The organism is Streptomyces ardesiacus, assembly GCF_003112575.1.
In the GTDB taxonomy this organism is placed as follows: domain Bacteria; phylum Actinomycetota; class Actinomycetes; order Streptomycetales; family Streptomycetaceae; genus Streptomyces; species Streptomyces ardesiacus.
The window spans coordinates 147919-164348 of record NZ_BEWC01000005.1 but is presented as its reverse complement, the minus strand read 5'-3'; the positions used below and the strand labels follow the sequence as shown (position 1 = coordinate 164348).

The 16430-nt window shown below is 72.0% G+C and carries 13 protein-coding genes, 1 tRNA gene and 1 pseudogene; 10 read left to right on the top strand and 5 right to left on the bottom strand.

The annotated features are described in order from the left end of the window. Window positions 1-131 precede the first annotated feature (131 nt). The 4 genes from Sdi02f_RS17245 to Sdi02f_RS17230 are packed head-to-tail and all read left to right on the top strand — an operon-like array spanning window position 132 to window position 5456. Window positions 132-1262 (top strand): macro domain-containing protein, encoded by a 1131-nt coding sequence (locus Sdi02f_RS17245; protein ID WP_245962215.1) that lies wholly within the window; start codon window positions 132-134, stop codon window positions 1260-1262. Beyond that, a complete protein-coding gene (locus Sdi02f_RS17240) occupies window positions 1253-1903 on the top strand; it encodes a hypothetical protein (protein WP_245962214.1) in 651 nt (216 codons plus the stop codon). Before Sdi02f_RS17245 ends, Sdi02f_RS17240 begins: the two co-directional genes overlap by 10 nt. A 3-nt stretch (window positions 1904-1906) precedes the next feature. Beyond that, window positions 1907-2581: an RES family NAD+ phosphorylase gene (locus Sdi02f_RS17235; protein WP_108933600.1), complete on the top strand. Its 675-nt coding sequence runs from the start codon at window positions 1907-1909 to the stop codon at window positions 2579-2581. Between the two features lies 1 nt (window position 2582). After that, the gene (locus Sdi02f_RS17230) at window positions 2583-5456 is read left to right on the top strand and encodes a CHAT domain-containing protein (RefSeq protein WP_245962213.1); all 2874 of its coding nucleotides are present in this window, start codon (window positions 2583-2585) and stop codon (window positions 5454-5456) included. 19 nt (window positions 5457-5475) lie between these two features. Here the strand turns inward: Sdi02f_RS17230 and Sdi02f_RS17225 are convergent, their stop codons facing one another. Beyond that, on the bottom strand, window positions 5476-7338 hold the full coding sequence (locus tag Sdi02f_RS17225; RefSeq protein WP_108933599.1) for a caspase family protein: 1863 nt from the start codon (window positions 7336-7338) through the stop codon (window positions 5476-5478). A 146-nt stretch (window positions 7339-7484) separates the two neighbouring features. Between Sdi02f_RS17225 and Sdi02f_RS17220 the strand changes: the two genes are divergently transcribed. Both Sdi02f_RS17220 and Sdi02f_RS17215 read left to right on the top strand, forming a co-directional pair. Next, window positions 7485-8561 (top strand): hypothetical protein, encoded by a 1077-nt coding sequence (locus Sdi02f_RS17220; RefSeq protein ID WP_245962212.1) that lies wholly within the window; start codon window positions 7485-7487, stop codon window positions 8559-8561. A 52-nt stretch (window positions 8562-8613) separates the two neighbouring features. Beyond that, window positions 8614-8859: pseudogene (locus Sdi02f_RS17215) on the top strand (response regulator); the annotation flags it as partial. A 396-nt stretch (window positions 8860-9255) separates the two neighbouring features. Here Sdi02f_RS17215 and Sdi02f_RS17210 read toward each other — a convergent pair. The 3 genes from Sdi02f_RS17210 to Sdi02f_RS17200 form a co-directional block, all read right to left on the bottom strand. Then, window positions 9256-9329: transfer RNA gene (locus tag Sdi02f_RS17210), tRNA-Pro, on the bottom strand. A gap of 34 nt (window positions 9330-9363) precedes the next feature. Continuing rightward, entirely contained in the window at window positions 9364-10149 is a 786-nt protein-coding gene (locus Sdi02f_RS17205) for a Pr6Pr family membrane protein (protein ID WP_053666146.1), read from the bottom strand. A gap of 188 nt (window positions 10150-10337) precedes the next feature. After that, a complete protein-coding gene (locus Sdi02f_RS17200) occupies window positions 10338-11267 on the bottom strand; it encodes a metallophosphoesterase (RefSeq protein ID WP_030404603.1) in 930 nt (309 codons plus the stop codon). Window positions 11268-11386: 119 nt separating this feature from the next. Between Sdi02f_RS17200 and Sdi02f_RS17195 the strand changes: the two genes are divergently transcribed. The 4 genes from Sdi02f_RS17195 to Sdi02f_RS17175 all read left to right on the top strand — a co-directional run bounded on the left by Sdi02f_RS17195 (window position 11387) and on the right by Sdi02f_RS17175 (window position 16052). Beyond that, window positions 11387-11851: a GatB/YqeY domain-containing protein gene (locus Sdi02f_RS17195; protein ID WP_030404602.1), complete on the top strand. Its 465-nt coding sequence runs from the start codon at window positions 11387-11389 to the stop codon at window positions 11849-11851. A gap of 721 nt (window positions 11852-12572) precedes the next feature. After that, a complete protein-coding gene (locus Sdi02f_RS17185) occupies window positions 12573-14813 on the top strand; it encodes a glycoside hydrolase domain-containing protein (protein ID WP_030404250.1) in 2241 nt (746 codons plus the stop codon). A gap of 5 nt (window positions 14814-14818) precedes the next feature. Then, window positions 14819-15298: a hypothetical protein gene (locus Sdi02f_RS17180; RefSeq protein WP_031085681.1), complete on the top strand. Its 480-nt coding sequence runs from the start codon at window positions 14819-14821 to the stop codon at window positions 15296-15298. Window positions 15299-15302: 4 nt separating this feature from the next. Next, window positions 15303-16052, top strand: coding sequence for a hypothetical protein (locus Sdi02f_RS17175; RefSeq protein WP_031085680.1), 750 nt, complete (start codon window positions 15303-15305; stop codon window positions 16050-16052). Here the strand turns inward: Sdi02f_RS17175 and Sdi02f_RS36445 are convergent. Further along, window positions 16043-16303, bottom strand: a complete 261-nt coding sequence (locus tag Sdi02f_RS36445; RefSeq protein WP_234319737.1) for a helix-turn-helix domain-containing protein — start codon at window positions 16301-16303, stop codon at window positions 16043-16045. The genes Sdi02f_RS17175 and Sdi02f_RS36445 overlap by 10 nt on opposite strands. Window positions 16304-16430 lie beyond the last annotated feature (127 nt).

The window sequence follows — 16430 nt, the reverse complement described above, 5'->3', positions numbered from 1 at the left end:
CCAGCGACCTCGCCCCGACCGGATGACGACCAGCTGGCGCCCGGCCCGCCGGAGCCGTCGTCCAGTAGCGTGAACGATGCTGCATACGAGTGCACTTGCGGCTCAGGTCGGCTGCCCGCGACCATGGCTGCATGTCGTCCGGTGCCGCGCCCTTCGATGTCGCCTCGGTCCTTCGGGAGGTGAAGATGATCCGGGCGGAAGGACTGGTCCGGATCCGCGACCTCTCCCTCCCTCTGCTGCGCCAGGCGGCTGCCGCGCGCTCCGCGGCCGTCACCGACGCCTGGCCCGTCGAGGTCGAGAACCTCCTGCGCACGGCGCTGTCCGGCTTGGGCGGGGGAGACCTGCAGGAAGCGGCCGGACTAACGCTCGGGCTGGCCGCCGGGATGCGTGACCGGCCGGCTGCGGACCGCCGCCGGCTCGCCGCCAAGGTCTACAGCGTCAGTGTCGAGCGCTTCCGAAAGAGCCATGAGGAGATGGTCCTCGGGCAGATCGCCGAGCAGATCTGCTGGATCGCCGGGACACGCGTTGGCGGTACCGACGCCTTACACGTTCCCCTGCTCGCACCGTACTTGCAGCACCGTGCGCTGAGCGTGGGCCCTGTGTCGCTGACCCTGCACGTGCACCCCGTCGAACTCCTGCGTGACGTCGACGTGATCGTCTCGCCGCTCAACACCCACCTGAGCCTGCCCGAGATGTACAAGGCGTCCGTGCCTGCGGCGCTGCGCCGTGCGGGTGCCCTGCGCGACGCCACCGGCGACGTGATCGCCGACCCCGTCCACGATGAACTGCTTGACTGGCGTGCCGCCAAGGGCCTGCGCGGCCGTCCCGTCTTGCCCGGGACCGTGGCACCGACCGGTCCCGGCGCACTCGCGGCGGGGGGAGTTCGCCGCATCTACCACGCAGCCGTCACCGTCCCCCGGTCCGGCACGAACGACTACGACGTCACCCCGCAGGACGTCACCGCTGCCGCCGCCCGCGCGCTCGCCCTGATGGACGAGGAACGGGACGGCTTCGGACCGCCACTGCGGTCGGTCTGCTTCCCTCTGCTCGGCGCGGGCCGTGGCGGCCTGCCGCCGCAGACCAGCATCAGCGCGCTGTGGGCCGCCCTCGCGGCCGACATCGCCCAGGACCGGGACGTCCACCTGGTCGTCCGCAGGCCGTCGCTCGCCGACCTGGTCACCGACGTGCTCCGCGCGCGCCAACTGCACCGGGCGGGCAACGAGTTACCCGACCACAAGGAGACAAGGCACAGGTGCGTGTGAACCCCTTCAAGGTGCTGGCCGCGTGCGCGGCGCAGTGGAGCAGGTACCGGAGTCTGCTCGACCCCGCCGCGACACGGGTGCTCGGACAGCGGCTGGCCGAGTTGCGCACGGACGGCGGCGACCGGGACGCGGCCGCTGACCGCGCGGCACAGACCCTGCTCGACGCCCTGCCGCCCGACGCTGCTGCCGCACTGCGGGAGGACGGAGCCCAGGCACGGTTCTCGGGATCGCCCTCGGCGGTCCTGCACCAGGGGTACGGCGTGCAGGACCTGTGCATGCTCGTCCTCGACAGCAACCCGATGGTCGGCCCGGTCTACGGCCCCGTACGCGAACGCCTGCTGTCCGAACCGGCGGCGCCGTGGCACGAGGGGGGCGACCCGCTGCTGATCGTGCTCTCCGGCGACGATGGCCGCAGACGCGTCCCGCTGTTCCAGTTCGAGGCCGGGACCATGCCTTGGCAGGTCGTCCTCGACGTCAACTCCGTGCTGCGCGCCGACCTCGACCCGTGGGGCGCGGCGGACTGGTGGCTGTCCGACAGCACCTGGTGGCAGAGCACCCCGGCCTCTCTCCTCGGACAGGGCCGCGACGTCGAACTGTGCGGCGCCGCAGGCGCTCTGGTGAGCATGGACACGGGGGAGTAGCCGATGCCCAAGTATCCGCCCCCCGACACCCTCCCCGGCGAGCCGTCCCGCGTCGTGCTACGCGCCGGCACGCCCCTGTACCGGGTTCACGCCACCCACCGCGATCCGGCCGCGTACAACTCCCGTCCCTCGCATGCCTTCTACTTCGGCGGCCGCTTCGACAGCACCCCGTACGACTGCTACGGCTACCTGTACGTCGGGTTCAGCCCCGGCGCCGCCGTGTGCGAGGTGCTGATGCGCTCGCTGGCCTTCCCCGGTGATGGCAGCCCGCGGCTGCTGCCCCGGAAGGCGTTCGAGCGGCGCAGCCTGTCCTTCCTTCGGCTGGCCGACGACACGAAGGTCGTCTCCTTGATGTCCGCGTCCGACCTGGCGGCGCTCGCACAGGACCCCTGGCTCATCCACGCCGAGGGCGCCGACTACCCGCAGACCCGCGACTGGGGCCACTGGATCCGCACTCGTACCAAGCCCTGGGCGCAGGGCTTCGTCTGGCCCTCCAAACGCGATCCCGCCGACCGGGTCGCCGTTCTCTTCGATGACCGGGGCCGGGCACCGGCGCTGGAACCCACCGGCGCCCCGCCCGTCGACTTCGGCACCGAGGAGGGCGAGCGCTGGCTCAACGGCGTGCTCACGCCGTACCTGGCGCGGACCGCGCCCCGCATGCCCGGAAGGGAGTTCTGACGTGGCGTACCCGCCCTACGACCTGCATGCGCTGATGTACGAGCTGAAGGAGGCGGCCGGCGGGGGGACGGTCGACTCCCGGGACCTGAGCCGGCTGACCGCGCTCGTCCTCGACCGCCTGGGCTGTGCGACGGGCCGTGAGGCCTTCGGCCGCCTGTACGCGGACTGGCGGGAGCTGCCGAGGGGCACCGTGATGTCGGGGCTGCGGGCGGGCCATATCCTTGCCATGCTGCCGATGCTGCGGTTCGACCAGACCATCTCCGACCCGCAGAGGGAGGAGGAACTGCGACGCGAAGCAGCGGAGTTCGGGCCTGCCGAGGACAACTGGCAGGGCATGATCGCCACCATGGGCGCCTCGTCCGGGCTGCAGCACATGGACGACCCGGCCCAGATGGAGGCCGAGATCGCCCGGCTGGAGGAGGCGCGTGCCTTGCTCCCTCCCGGCAGCACGCAGCGCGAGGCCCTCGAGTACCACCACGCCGGGCTGCGTGTTCATCTCGCCCAGCTCACCGGAGGGGAGGACGACTTCGACTCGGCCGTCGAGGACCTGGCCCGGTTGTCCGACTCGTCCCTCTTCAGCGACGAGCAGCGCGTGGCCGCGGCGGGCCAGCTCGCCATGTTCCGTATCCACCAGGCCGCGCGCCGCGAGGACGAGGACGCGCTGGCCGAGCAGATCCGCGTGCTGGAGTCGGTGCTGGACCGGTTCCCGCCCGGCCACATGGACGCCCTGGGCCTCCAGGCCCATCTCGCCAACGCCAGAACAGCGCTGGAGCTTCTCCGCGCCCGCCGCACGGGACGCATGCCGAGCGCGGCCGCGCACCCCGCGCCCGCCTCGCCGGAGGAGGTGCGGCGGCAGATCGCGGCCCTGCCTCGCGACGCCCAGATCGACCGGCTCAGCGCCCTGGGCAACACCCGCGCCAATCAAGCCATGATGGCCAGGGACTATCAGGGCGCCCTGGACGCCCAGCGCATGCTGGAGGACGCCCTAGACCTGCTCGACGACCCCGACGACGTGCGCTGGATCCGCTCCGCCTTCACCCTCGGCACGAGCCACTGCAGCCTCGCCGTCCTGTCCATCGCCCCGCACCGGCACCGGTTCCACCACCTGGACCAGGGCATCTCCTGGCTCCGGCACACCTGGCGGCTGGCCGCCGGGCCGGAGCACCCGAGCTGGGGATACACCGGGTCGATCCTCGCCGACGCCCACCGGTTCCGCGGAGACGCCGCGCACTTGTACGACCCGTCGGCGATGCGCCCCAACCACGACGAGGCCCGGCGCATCGGCCTGGAGTCCCTCAAGTCGGCGGCCTGGACGGTCCTGCTGCAGTCGGGTACGGTGCACGCCGCCGAGACCGCCCGGCGCGCCGGTCAGGAGGCCGTCTCCGTGGCCCGCTGGTGCCTGGCCGACCGAGCCCACACGGACGCCGTCCGCGCCTTGGACTCCGGACGCGGACTAGCCCTGCACGCGGCGACCGTGGCCGCCACCGTGCCCGACATGCTGGCCGCGCTCGGGCAGGACGACCTTGCCCATGAGTGGCGCCAGGCGGGTGTCATGGCAGCCCCCGGGCCGGAGGGCAACCCGGTGGTCGGCGCCCCGCCGCCGCCCGGCGGACCCAACAGTCGGCTGCGCCGCCGGGTACTGCGGGCGCTGGCCGCCTCCCCGCTGCGCCGACGGCTGCTGGACGCCCCGTCGACCGAGGAGATCGCCGACGCTCTGCGCACCCTGGGCGCCACGGCGTTGGTCTACCTGGTGCCCGCCGCTGAGGAGCAGCCCGGCCTGAAGGACCAGGTCTTCTTCGGACGGCGGCCCGAGCCCGGCAGAGCACTCGTCATCACGGCCGACGGTGCCACCCGCGTCGTCGACCTGCCCCGGCTCTCCGTGTCCGCGGGCCCGTTGGCCGCCTACCGGACCGCGGGCACCCCCGGCCGCGACGCCGGCGGACCGCCCCTGCCGGACACTCCCTCCGGCTCCGCGGCTCGCCCGGACGACAGCCGCGCCGCGCTGGAACGCCTGTGCGACTGGGCGGGCGAGGCGGTGATGGAGGAACTGCTCGGTGAGCTTCCCCGCGGGTACGGCCGTGCCCCGTCCGTCGTCCTGGTCCCCATGGCCGAACTGGGGGCCGTGCCGTGGCACGCGGCACGCCTGTCCAAAGGGCGCCGCGCCTGTCAGCTCGCCGACATCTCCTATTTGCCGTCCGCCCGGCTGCTGTGCGAGTTGGCCGCACGGCCCGCCGCCGCGACCCGGCAGGTGCTCGTCATTGGCAACCCCACCCGCGACCTCCACCACGCCGGCGAGGAGGCCGAGGCGATTCACCGCACCTTCCACCCCGACGGCGAACTGCTCGGCCCCGGCGCCGCCACCCCTGCCGCCGTTACCGACTGGCTGGGCCGGCAGCGCGGCGGCCTGCTTCACCTCGCCTGCCACGGAGTGGTACGCCAGGGCGAGCGGCATAGCGCCCATCTCGCCCTGTCCGGCGGCAACCTGGCCGCCGAAGTGCTCACCGAGGGGGTGGCCCGCTACCGCCACCTGAACCTGGTGGTCCTCGCCGCCTGCCGGACCAATGTGTCCGGACACGGCTACGACGAGGCGTACAGCCTGTCCACTGCGTTCCTCGTCGCCGGCGCACGATCGGTCATCGGGTCGTTGTGGCCGGTGCCCGACGAGGCGACCTCTCTGCTGATGTACATGACCCACCACTTCATGCACCGCGACGGACTGCCGCCCGGGCAGGCGCTGCGCAGCGCCCAGTTGTGGATGCTCGACGACCTGCGCACCCCGCCGCCCGGCATGCCCGCCCACCTCAGGGCACGCGTCGGGCGGATCCGCGGCGACGACCTGACGGCCTGGGCCGGGTTCACCCACCTCGGCTGGTGAGCCGGCCCCCGGGGCCGGCTCAGGGCACCTCGGTCCGTACGCGTACCTGGGCCGTACCCCAGAGGCCCGGGCCGTGCGCAGGGCCGCCCGCGTCCCGGCCGCCCGGCGGCGCGGTCAGCCGCAGCAGCCCGTCCGCGGCGGCCCCCTGCGCGCCGCCGGTCCGCGCGCCCGAGGGCGCGACGGGGGACCACGCATCCAGGACGAACGGCGCCGTGTTGAGCTCGGTCTCCGCCACGATCACCTTCAGCCAGTCTTGGGTGAATGCCCCCGGCACCACCGTGCGCCCCGGCGGCAGGTACAGCCACACGGGCTCGCCGCGGCGGGCCCAGCCGGTACGCCCCGCGCCGACGAAGTCGCCGTCGTACAGGCTCGCGGACGAGGCGTGCCTGTCGGTCAGGTCGAGCAGCACACACCACAGGGGACGGTCGGAGTCGTTGTGGATGCCCACCATCACCTGCGGCGGCCGGTGATCGGTGGTGTAGGAGCAGACGATCTCCCCCTCGGTAGAGTGCCGCACAGTGCCCACCCCCGTCGGCTCCACCGTGATCCGCACGAGCGACGACAGCCAGGGATCCGGATTGACGAGGTCGCGCAGATGCTGCCAGCGTGCGAGGTGCGTCAGGCAGTCGGCGACGCGGTCCGCGTCGGCGGGCGACCGCACCGGCAGCGGCGGCAGGTCCCGGCCGGTCCCGCCCGACACCTGCGCCCATCCCGGGCCCGCGTCCACCCGCAGTGGCACGCTGCCCGTGCCGACCGACGGCACGGCCGTGCCGGCCGCGGCCGTCGACAGCATGGGCGCACCGGCGACGGCCGCCTCGATCAGGCGTACGACGCCGGGGTCGCCCGCGAGCGTCACGGCCGCCGGAGGGAAGGCCAGCGCCGACGGCGTCACCCCGAACACCGCGTCCCAGTCGGCGGGTCCCGGAGACCAGCCCACCGGGTCCACCAGAGCCGACTCCGCCCGGACCTCCCGGACGACTACCGCCCTCGGCGTGCCGCCGCCGTCGAGCAGCGCGAACTCCGCTCCCGCCGCGCGCAGGCCGTGTGCCTGGCCGCAGTTGACCTCCCAGCCCGCCGCCGTGTGCCGCAGCAGGAAGGGGGAGCCCGGCACCGGGTCGTCGGACAGGAAGAGCCGGTCCTCGCCGCCGCGCAGCGCGGGGTGCTGCACCGGGCTGAGTCGGCGTACGCGTTCCTCGACGAGCGCGTGCAGGCCGCCGTACGTGGCCGAGGGACCCAGCTTGCCGAGCGCCTCCAGCAGGGCGTGACTGAAGTAGCCGCGGACCTGTCCGTCGAGGACGTCCTCGTGGGCGCGCTCCTGCGGCCGACAGGCGGCGAGCAGGGTGTGCCGGCGAGGCAGCGGCCCCTGGCCCCCGCCGTCCCGTGCCCCGAGCGTCGCCCGCGAGGACCACCAGGGGCGCCAGGCCATGGCACGCACAGCGGCACCGTCCCGGGTGGCGCCGCCCGAGTGGCAGCAGTCGAGCACGGCCACCACATGCGCCCCGCGCGTGGCGATACCGTCCAGCAGCGCACCGAGTTCGGTGTCCCACAGCGGGGGGCGACCGTCGTCGAGACTGTCGTGGCACACCAGGGCCTGCGATCGGCCGGTGCCCTCCCACGGCGCGTCGGTGGGCTCCTCGCTGCCGTGGCCGCTGAACCACAGCAGCGCCGTGTCACCCGGCCCGCTGCGGCCGAGATGCCGCTCGATCCCGGCTCTCACGGCGGTCAGGGTGGCGTCGCCGTCGTGCAACCGCCGGATGTCGGACGCGACATGGCCCTGCCGTCGCAGCCATGCCTCCGCCTCCCGCACGTCGTTCACGCACCCCCGCAGCGGTGCCCCGGGATAGTCGTCGATGCCCACGAACAGGGCGTACAAGGTCCGCATGCGGAGATCCTGCCAGGGCCCACCGGGCGCGCGCGGGGCGGATCCAGGGCGGATGCCGGGCTTCTTGACGCATTCCCATGTCCAGCGAGCCGCGGAGCAGTTGACTTCTCCGGAGCAACACCAACAGCTCAGGAAAGGACAGCAGCGTGAGTTTCGGGGGACACAACCCGTACCAGCCGCCGGGGGCACCGCACGGCAACCCCTACCAGCCGCCGCCGGCGCCGAGCGGCAACCCGTACGCGACACCGCCGGGGACTCCTCCGCAGGTTCCGTACGTCCCGCCGCAGCCCAGCCCGTACGGCCCGTACCCGTACGGCCCGCGTCCGCCGCACACCTCCCTGTGGCGGCGGCTGCGCGAGGACGAGTGGCCGACCCTCGGTGAGGTGCTGCGGGGCGGGCGACAGCGCGTCCACGGTTGTGTGTGGGCACTGCTGCTGATGCCGTGCCTGTGGGGAATGACCCTTCCCCTGCTGGTGTGCTACCCGCTGGCCCGCTCGGCCCGCAGCCGGGCACGGCGGCTCTTCCCCGCGCGTGGTCACCGCCGTGTCGAGGACCCGGAGGTGGCGCGGGTGCAGAAGGCACGCGCCTGGACCGCCGCCGTCATGTCCTTCCTCATCCTGATCGCCTACGGCACGCCGGACGACATGGCCCAGGCCCAGCAGCAATACTGGACGCGGCTGATGATCACGCCGTGGCTGCTGCTGCTCAGCGCGCCCGTGGTGGTGGCGGTGCTGCTGCGCTGGGCCCCGCCGGATGCGCGCGGGGTCATGCGGCACCGCCTGCGCGCCGCCGGGCGGTCGGCGCTGTGGTACTTCGGCGCGTTCAGCCTGGTACCGGTGCTCGCCCTGGCGGGCGGCTGGACGACCGCTCGGCTCACGGAGGGGGCGTCCGTCGGCGCGGCGCAGGTCTTCCTGGCGCCCCTGCTCTTCTTCGGCGCGTTCGTCCCGATGCTCTGGGTACTGCTGTTCGTGGTGTTCGCCTCCGGGCCCGCCGTCCGCAGCGCCTTCAACACTGCGGAGGTGCACGCGGCCCTGCCCGCCCTGCTCACCGGCGTGCTCGTCTGGGAGTTCGCGGCCATCGGCCTGGTCGCGGGCGGGCCTCCGCCCGGACCGCAGGCGATCCAGCTGTTTGCTCTGCTCGGCGGCCCGGCCTCGGTGACGGCGGTGGCCTGGTGGGAGATCCACCGGCTGCGTACCCGGTACGGCGTGGTTCTGCGCGGTTGACCGGCTCGGCGGCCCGCCCCCCATGGACGGCGGCCGTGGTTTCGCAGGGTCCATGGCTGCGATCAGCGTGCTCCTCGTCGACGACGATCCGCTGGTGAGAGCCGAGCTCCCGCTGATGACGGGTGCCGCCGAGGATGTCCGGATCGCCGGGGAAGCCGGCGACGGTCACCCGGTTGAGGCGCTCGCCGACCGCACCCGCCCCGATGTCGTCTGATGGGCATCCTGATGCCGCCGGTGGACAGGCTCGCGGCCACGAAGCGACCTGCGTGGTCATCCGGACGCGCCGCAGGTCGTCATTCAAGGGAGTGGTGCGGGGCGGTGAGCTCGTCTGCGCGCTTTTCCAGCAAGCCACCCCCCCGCCAGCAGGCGCTATAGGGTACGGATCACCTACCGGCACCGGCACCGACCGCGCGTGGTGGTCATCGCCCCCCTGGCTCTGTATCTGCGTGCCACCGCCTTGCCGCATGTCGACTGGTAGCGGCCACGACTGTGCCGTGCCACCGCCCGCTGAGCTCGACGATGGGAGTAGCCGACCGTCGGGCAGCGTGTGCCGACCAGCTCCAGATTTCGAAGAGCGGTCGTCAGGGAGCCACATTCCGAAGTCGGCTCCCAAACGGCTCCCAAAATGACCTCCGGAACCACTCAAGGGCCCGACCCGCTAAGCGGATCAGGCCCCTGACCTGGTACTTCACTGTCGGGGTGGCGGGATTTGAACCCACGACCTCTTCGTCCCGAACGAAGCGCGCTACCAAGCTGCGCCACACCCCGATCGTCGCTGCTCGTCGCGGCGACGTCGTTTACTTTAGCCCACCGGTGGCCGGAGGCGAAATCCGGTTTCACGGGGGCGGCGGCCCGGACCCGGGCGGGTGTGGTCCAGGGCGACCAGGAGGACGGCCAGGGCGTACAGGGCGAGGCCCACGAGGAGGGCGTTGCCGAGGACGATCTTGTAGCCGTGCTGGTCGACGTCGAGGAAGGGGTAGAGGTAGCGCTCCTCAGAGCCGGGGGAGAGCAGCGCGCCCCGGGCCAGGGAGAAGGCGAGGTAGGCCAGGGGGTACAGGAGCCACGTGGGGGCCTGGCGCAGGTGCAGGTGGCCGGGGGCGGTGAAGAGGAGCCAGTCCAGGGCCGCGGCCACCGGCACCGCGGTGTGGAGGATGTGGGTCGCGGCGGTCTGCCAGGCCGGGCCGGCCGCGTCCGGCCCCGCGAACAGCGTCGAGGCGCCCTCGGGGAGCAGGTGCTGGACCAGGCTCGCCGCGACGACGTAGAAGAGGGCCGCTCCCGTGAGGGCGGCCGGCAAGGGGTGGTGGGCGGACCAGGCGCACCGGGCGGAGACGAGCATGACCAGGGCCAGCAGGATGCCGCTCTGGACCGTGAAGTGGCTCAGGGTCGCCGCGGGCGGGCCGTTGCCGACGAGCAGTTCGATCACCACGCCGGTCAGGGCCAGCAGCGCGGTCGCGCCGCGGAAGAGGGCGACCAGGCGACGGCGTGTCGGGATCAGCACGGCGCGGGCCGGTACGACGGAGGGTGGCAGGACGACGTGGCCCGGGATCGGGGGGAGGTCCGGGATGTCCCTGGGTATCGGCGCTGTCATGGCCTCAACGTAGGCAAGCCGGACATAGGGGGCTATGTGGGTGGGCCGTGTGGGTTACCCCACCCCACGCCCCCGCGTGGGGCTCCCCAGGAGCCCTGGCGCTCCCCACGGTTTATTCGGGCCCAGCGTGTTCCGTCCCCTGACCCAGCGGACCCCCGGACCTACCGGGCTCCCCCCGGGGAGGGCCGTCAGTCGTCGCGCCCCACCAGCGTCAGTAGCGTCGCCTCCGGGGGGCAGGCGAAGCGGAACGGGGTGTAGCGGTTCGCGCCGCAGCCGGCCGAGACGTGGAGGTAGGAGGTGCGGCCGCCGGACGTGTGCGTGGACAGGCCCTTCACACGGTCCGTGTCCAGGTCGCAGTTGGTGACCAGGGCGCCGTAGAAGGGGATGCACAGTTGGCCGCCGTGGGTGTGGCCGGCCACGATCAGGGGGTAGCCGTCCGCCGCGTACGCGTCCAGGACGCGCAGGTACGGCGCGTGCACCACTCCCATCGAGAAGTCGGCCGTGCCGGACGGACCGCCGGCCACCTCTGCGTACCGGTCCCGCTTGATGTGCGGGTCGTCCAGTCCCGTCAGCTCGACCGACACGCCCTCGATCTTGAGCGTGCCGCGGGTGTTCGTGAGGTTCTGCCAGCCCGCGGCGTCGAAACCGTCGCGCAGGTCCTCCCACGGGTTGTGGACGGCGCCCACGACAGGAGGGTTGCCGTTCAGGCCGTGGCGGCCCTGGACCTTCTCGAGCAGGTACCGGGCGGGGTTGCGGGGCCGGGGGCCGTAGTAGTCGTTGGAGCCGAAGACGTAGGCGCCCGGGAACTCCATCAGCGGGCCCAGGGCGTCCAGGACCTCGGGGACGCCCTCCGGGTCGGACAGGTTGTCGCCGGTGTTGAGCACGAGGTCGGGGCGCAGTCCGGCCAGCGAGCGCAGCCAGCGCTGCTTCTTGCGCTGACCGCCGACCATGTGAATGTCGGAGACCTGGAGCACCCGCAGGGGGCGCATCCCGGGCGGGAGAACGGGGACCGTCACCCGCCGGAGGCGGAAGGAACGGGGCTCGATCCCCGTCGCGTAGATCAGGCCGGCGGCACCAACCGCCGTGATTCCCAGGGGTACTCCGTATCGCGCGCGCATATGTCCATCGTGTCAGAAGCGGCCGGCGGGCGGCGGCGCGAGGCCGCCCGGGGGAGAGCGCGCCGGGGGCGCGTAAATCAGCGGGCGCCGGTCCTCGCGCACCTGCGACAATCAGGTCCATGACCACGCTCAAGTCGAAGCTGCACGACGACCTCAACTCCGCGATCAAGGAGCGTGACGAGCTGCGCTCCTCGACGCTCCGGCTGACGCTCGCCGCGATCACCAAGGAGGAGGTCGCGGGGAAGGAGAAGCGGGAGCTCTCCGACGACGAGGTGCAGAAGGTGATCACCCGCGAGGCGAAGAAGCGCCGTGAGGCCGCCGAGGCCTTCGCCCAGGGCGGCCGCCCCGAGCAGGCCGAGCGGGAGAAGGCGGAGGGCGAGGTGCTCGCCGCCTACCTGCCGAAGCAGCTCTCCGACGACGAGCTGAACGCGATCGTCGCGCAGGCCGTCGAGGAGGCGAAGGCGGCCGGCGCCGAGGGACCGCGGGCCATGGGCGCCGTGATGAAGATCGTGAACCCGAAGGTGGCCGGGCAGGCCGAGGGCGGCCGGGTCGCCGCCGCGGTCAAGAAGCTCCTGGCCGGCTGAGGACGCACCCCTCCACGACGGACGGCCGTTAGCTCACGGCTCACGGCTCACGGCTCACGGCGCAGGCCCCACGGCCTGCGAACCCACGGCCGATCTCCGACAGCCTCCGACAGCCTGCGACCGACAGCCGACAGCCGACAGCCGACGGCCGACAGCCGACGGCCGACAGCCGACGGCCGACAGCCGCCAGCCGTCGACCGACGGCCGGGACCGGAACCAACACCGTCCCGGCCGTCCGGGGGCGTCCTCCCGCCGAGCCGCCCACCCGCCGAGCCGCCCACCCGCCGAGCCGCCCACCCGTCGAGCCGCCCACCCGTCGAGCCGCCCACCCCCCCCCCAGCGACCGTCCCCCAACGTCCGTCCGTACGAACGAACACCGCATTTCCCCCTCGCGCAAACACCCCCTCTCCCGCGCCCCGCATGAAAAGCGCGAAAGCGCCCCCTTGCGCGCACTTCTCTTCTCCCGAAGCTTTTGCGCCAGTCTGGGCACGGCGAAATCCGGCCTTCATGGTCCCGCTCCGCCCGAGTCCTTTTCGCAGCCGTCCGGATGATCTAGGTTCCTACTGGTCAAGCGCAGCCCGCGGGCTGCTGGGGTGGGAAATGTCGTTCTCCGGGGGGAATCAGGGCATGCCCAACCCCATGAATGCCGCGGCGATGTCGACGCGGTGTGCGCCGGGCTCTTCCACCCCGCCCTCGAATTCCGGCGGCAGGAAGGGATCCCATGGCCGACGAGATGGTGCTCCGCGCCCAGAGATTCATCAACACCACATACGGGAACGGCGCCACCCTCGGAATTTCCAAACTGGAGGAGAACGGTCGCACCGGCTGGACCGTGATGTACGCCCTGACCCGGGCGCTGCAGTACGAGATGGGCATCTCGGCGCTGTCGGACAACTTCGGCCCGACCACGCTCGCCACGCTCGCCGAGAAGTACGGCAAGCTCGACGAGACCACGATCCCGTCGGCGAACTTCTGCCGGATCATCCAGTCGGCGCTCTACTGCAAGGGCTACGACGGCGGCGACATCGACGGGACCTACAACGACCGCGTCAAGGCGGCCGTGGCGAAGCTGAACGCGAACATGGGTGTCGGCGGCACCTACCCCGGCAGTTCCCTGTGGCCGAAGGTGGTCAAGGGGCTGATGAACATGGACGCGTACGTCACCGTCAACGACGGGTCGGAGACCATCCGGTCCATCCAGCAGTGGCTCAACGGCCGGTACGTGCTCCGCAAGGACTTCTACATCATTCCCTGCGACGGGCATCACTCCCGGGACGTCGCCAAGTCGATGCTCTTCGCCATCCAGTACGAGCTGGGCATGGCCGACGGCGTGGCGAACGGGGTCTTCGGCCCCGGGACCCAGAGCGGCCTGAAGAGCCACACGGTGTCCACCGGCTCCTCCGGGGTGTGGGTGCAGCTCTTCACCGGGGCGATGATCCTCAACAAACGCCCGGTGTCCTTCACGAGTTCGTACACGTCCTCGCTGGCCGCCAGTGTCAGTACCTTCCAGTCGTTCATGAAGCTGGCCGTGACCGGCCAGGGCGACTTCGGGACCTGGGCCGCCCTGCTCGTCTCCTACGGCGACCAGAGCCGGGCGGGCGAGGCGTGCGACGGCGTCACGAAGATCACGCCCGCCCGCGCCCAGGCCCTGAAGGCGGCCGGCTACAAGTACGTCGGGCGGTACCTCTACAACCCGTCCACCACGTCGCTCCCGGAGAAGGAGATCCAGCCGGGCGAGCTGGCGACCATCAAGGAGTACGGGCTGCGCTGCTTCCCCATCTACCAGACGTGGGCGCGCTCGGTCGACTACTACAGCCCCGAGCAGGGCGTCACCGACTGCATGACGGCGTCGTACAAGGCGGAGGAGCACGGGTTCAAGCCCGGCGCGCGCATCTACTTCGCCGTCGACTACGACGCGGTGGACGACGAGGTGACGTCGTACATCCTGCCGTACTTCCGCAGTGTCAGGGACGAGATGAACCGGCTGGGAAGTCCCTACAAGATCGGGGTCTACGGGCCGCGCAACGCCTGCTCCCGGATATCCGCGGCGGGCTACGCGGACGCCAGTTTCGTCTCGGACATGTCGTCCGGGTTCTCCGGCAACCTCGGGTACCCGATGCCGGAGAACTGGTCCTTCGACCAGATCGTCACCAAGACCGTCGGCTCGGGCGACGGCCAGATCGAGATCGACAACAACATCGCCTCGGGCCGCGACACCGGGCAGGGCGACTTCTATCCCACGCCCTCGGAGAAGCTCGACATCGGCTTCGACATCGATCTGCTGCCCGCCCTGCTGCAGGAGATCGAGGCGTACATGGCGAGCATCGGCAAGCCCGGCGGTGAGCGCATCTACACCCTGCGGGAGTGCCTCGAAACGATCATCAGCCACGACGCGGCGATCACGTCGGGGGCCCGCAGGTACCGGATGCGCAAGGCGCTCATCCAGACCTCGGCGTTCTGGGAGTTCTGCCACTACAGCATCAAGGACATGACCGAGGACGCCGGTGTGAACCTGTACCACACCGGGATCATCCCCGACTGGGCCAAGGACTTCCCGGTGGTCAACCGGCTGGTCGACAGCAGCACCGGCATCGCCAAGATCTCCGGCCGGACCTGCATCCTGGCGCGCAACAACTCGATCCGCGCGGGCCTGCTGGAGGGCACCCTCCTCGACGCGACCTCCGACGACGACCGCTGGGCCATGTGGCAGAAGGTCAACCAGGACAACGTGTTCAACCTGAGCACCGTGCCGCACATGCACATCTGGGGTGCCGACGGAAAGGCGGGCGACCACGCCGAGACCCCCATCCGCCGCCCCGCGCTCGACTACGACGAGACCGAGATCTACGAGGTGCTGCGCCGGTACCAGGGCTTCGGCACGGAGGCGGAGGCCCACGCGAAGGAACGCATGCCGCTCTACGCGATCTTCGAGAAGTACAACCTCGCCGTCCGCGGGCTCTGACGCACGTGGTCACGGCAGCCGATCCCTGGCAGGGGCACGACACCACCGTGCTCTTCACCGTCCTCCTCGTGGCGACGCCTTCCCTGGTCGCCCTCCTGGCGTACCTGTGCTCGCGGTTCACCGGGCGGGCCCGCCCGCGCCGCACTCCGGCCCGCGTGTGGCGGGACGTCTCCCTGGCGGCGGTCGCGGCGGGTCTCGCCGTCTACCTGTGGGGCCTGTTGGACCTGTTGTTCCTCGGGGACCAGGAGCAGGCACAGGAGTGTGAGCGGCACAAGCCCGACGGGGCGGTCCTGGTGGGCCGCAGGGGGGACTTCGTCCCGCTGCGGCTCGTCTGCGAGGTGGCGGACGGCCGTGACTACTCCGTCGTCGTCCCTGGATACGTCAATCCCACCCTCACCGTCGTGCTGGTGCTCGCGCTCCTCGGTGCCGCGGTCTCCGCGTTCCTGCACCACCGGCAGCGCACGCCGGCACAGAAGAAAGGATGAGCCGTTGCACAACTCCGGTATTCCCCGCCGCACCACCCTGCTCGCCGCCGCCGGTGTCACCGCCGCCGCGAGCCTCACCACCACCGGCCTCCTCGCCTCCCCGGCCGCCGCCGCGCCGCAGCCGGTCGGGAACGACGCGTTGAAGGAGGCGCTGCGCCGCGCGAGAGCGCGTCACCGCCGGCTGCGCACCGGCCGTCCGTCCGTCAACGGGTGGGAGATGCAGAACGCCGCCGACGCCGACGGTGCCGTCGTCACCTGCGCCGTGCCGGGCACGGGGCTGACCGTCCCGCTGCGCATGGGCGACACGGAAACCGTGCTGGTCCACGTGGTCCGCCGCTTCCACTACGAGGTGGACGCCCTGGGCGCGGGCACGGGACCCGGGGCGCTGGCGGGGTGGACGGCGCCGTCGGGGGTGCGTGACGGCGCGCGGCCCGAGTCGAACCTCGCCTCCGGTACCGCCGTCGTCATCAGGCCGGGTACCTATCCGCCGGGTGTGCGGGACGGTTTCACCGGCGCCCAGGTGCTGACGATCCGGGACATCCTCGCCGACACCGAGGGCGTCGTCCGGTGGGGCGGCGACGACCGCCGCCCGTACGAGGGGCTGTTCTACCTCGACGTACCGCCGGGCGACGCGCGGCTGGGGCGCGTCGCCGCGAAGATCCGTTCGTGGAACGAGGCACCGGGCGCGGGTGCGGGCGCGGTGCCCGACGTGTCGGAAGCCTCCCGTCGCCGCCGGGCCGAGCGCTACCGCTGACGGACCGGCCGGCTCCGCACGGGGTGCGGGAGGGCGTCCACCGCGGCGGACGCCCTCCCGGTTCGTACGGCGGACGCGCGGGGCGGAAGCAGGCCCAGTTCCTGGGCCCGTGCCCCCAGGGCCACCCGTCCGTTGGCCCGCAACTGCTCCATGAGCCGCTGGACCCTGCGCTGCACCGTGCGGTGGCCCACGCCGAGCCGCCGGGCGATCGAGGCGTCGCTGAAGCCCGCGTACAAGAGGTTCAGAATCATTCGGTCGTCGTCGCCGAGGGTGGAAAGGTCGGCACAATCTTCCGGTCTGACGGTCAAAAGAACCCCGATGTGATGTGCGGCTGTTGTGCGCGTACCATTTTAAATGATCTCTGCCGTACGGGGAAGA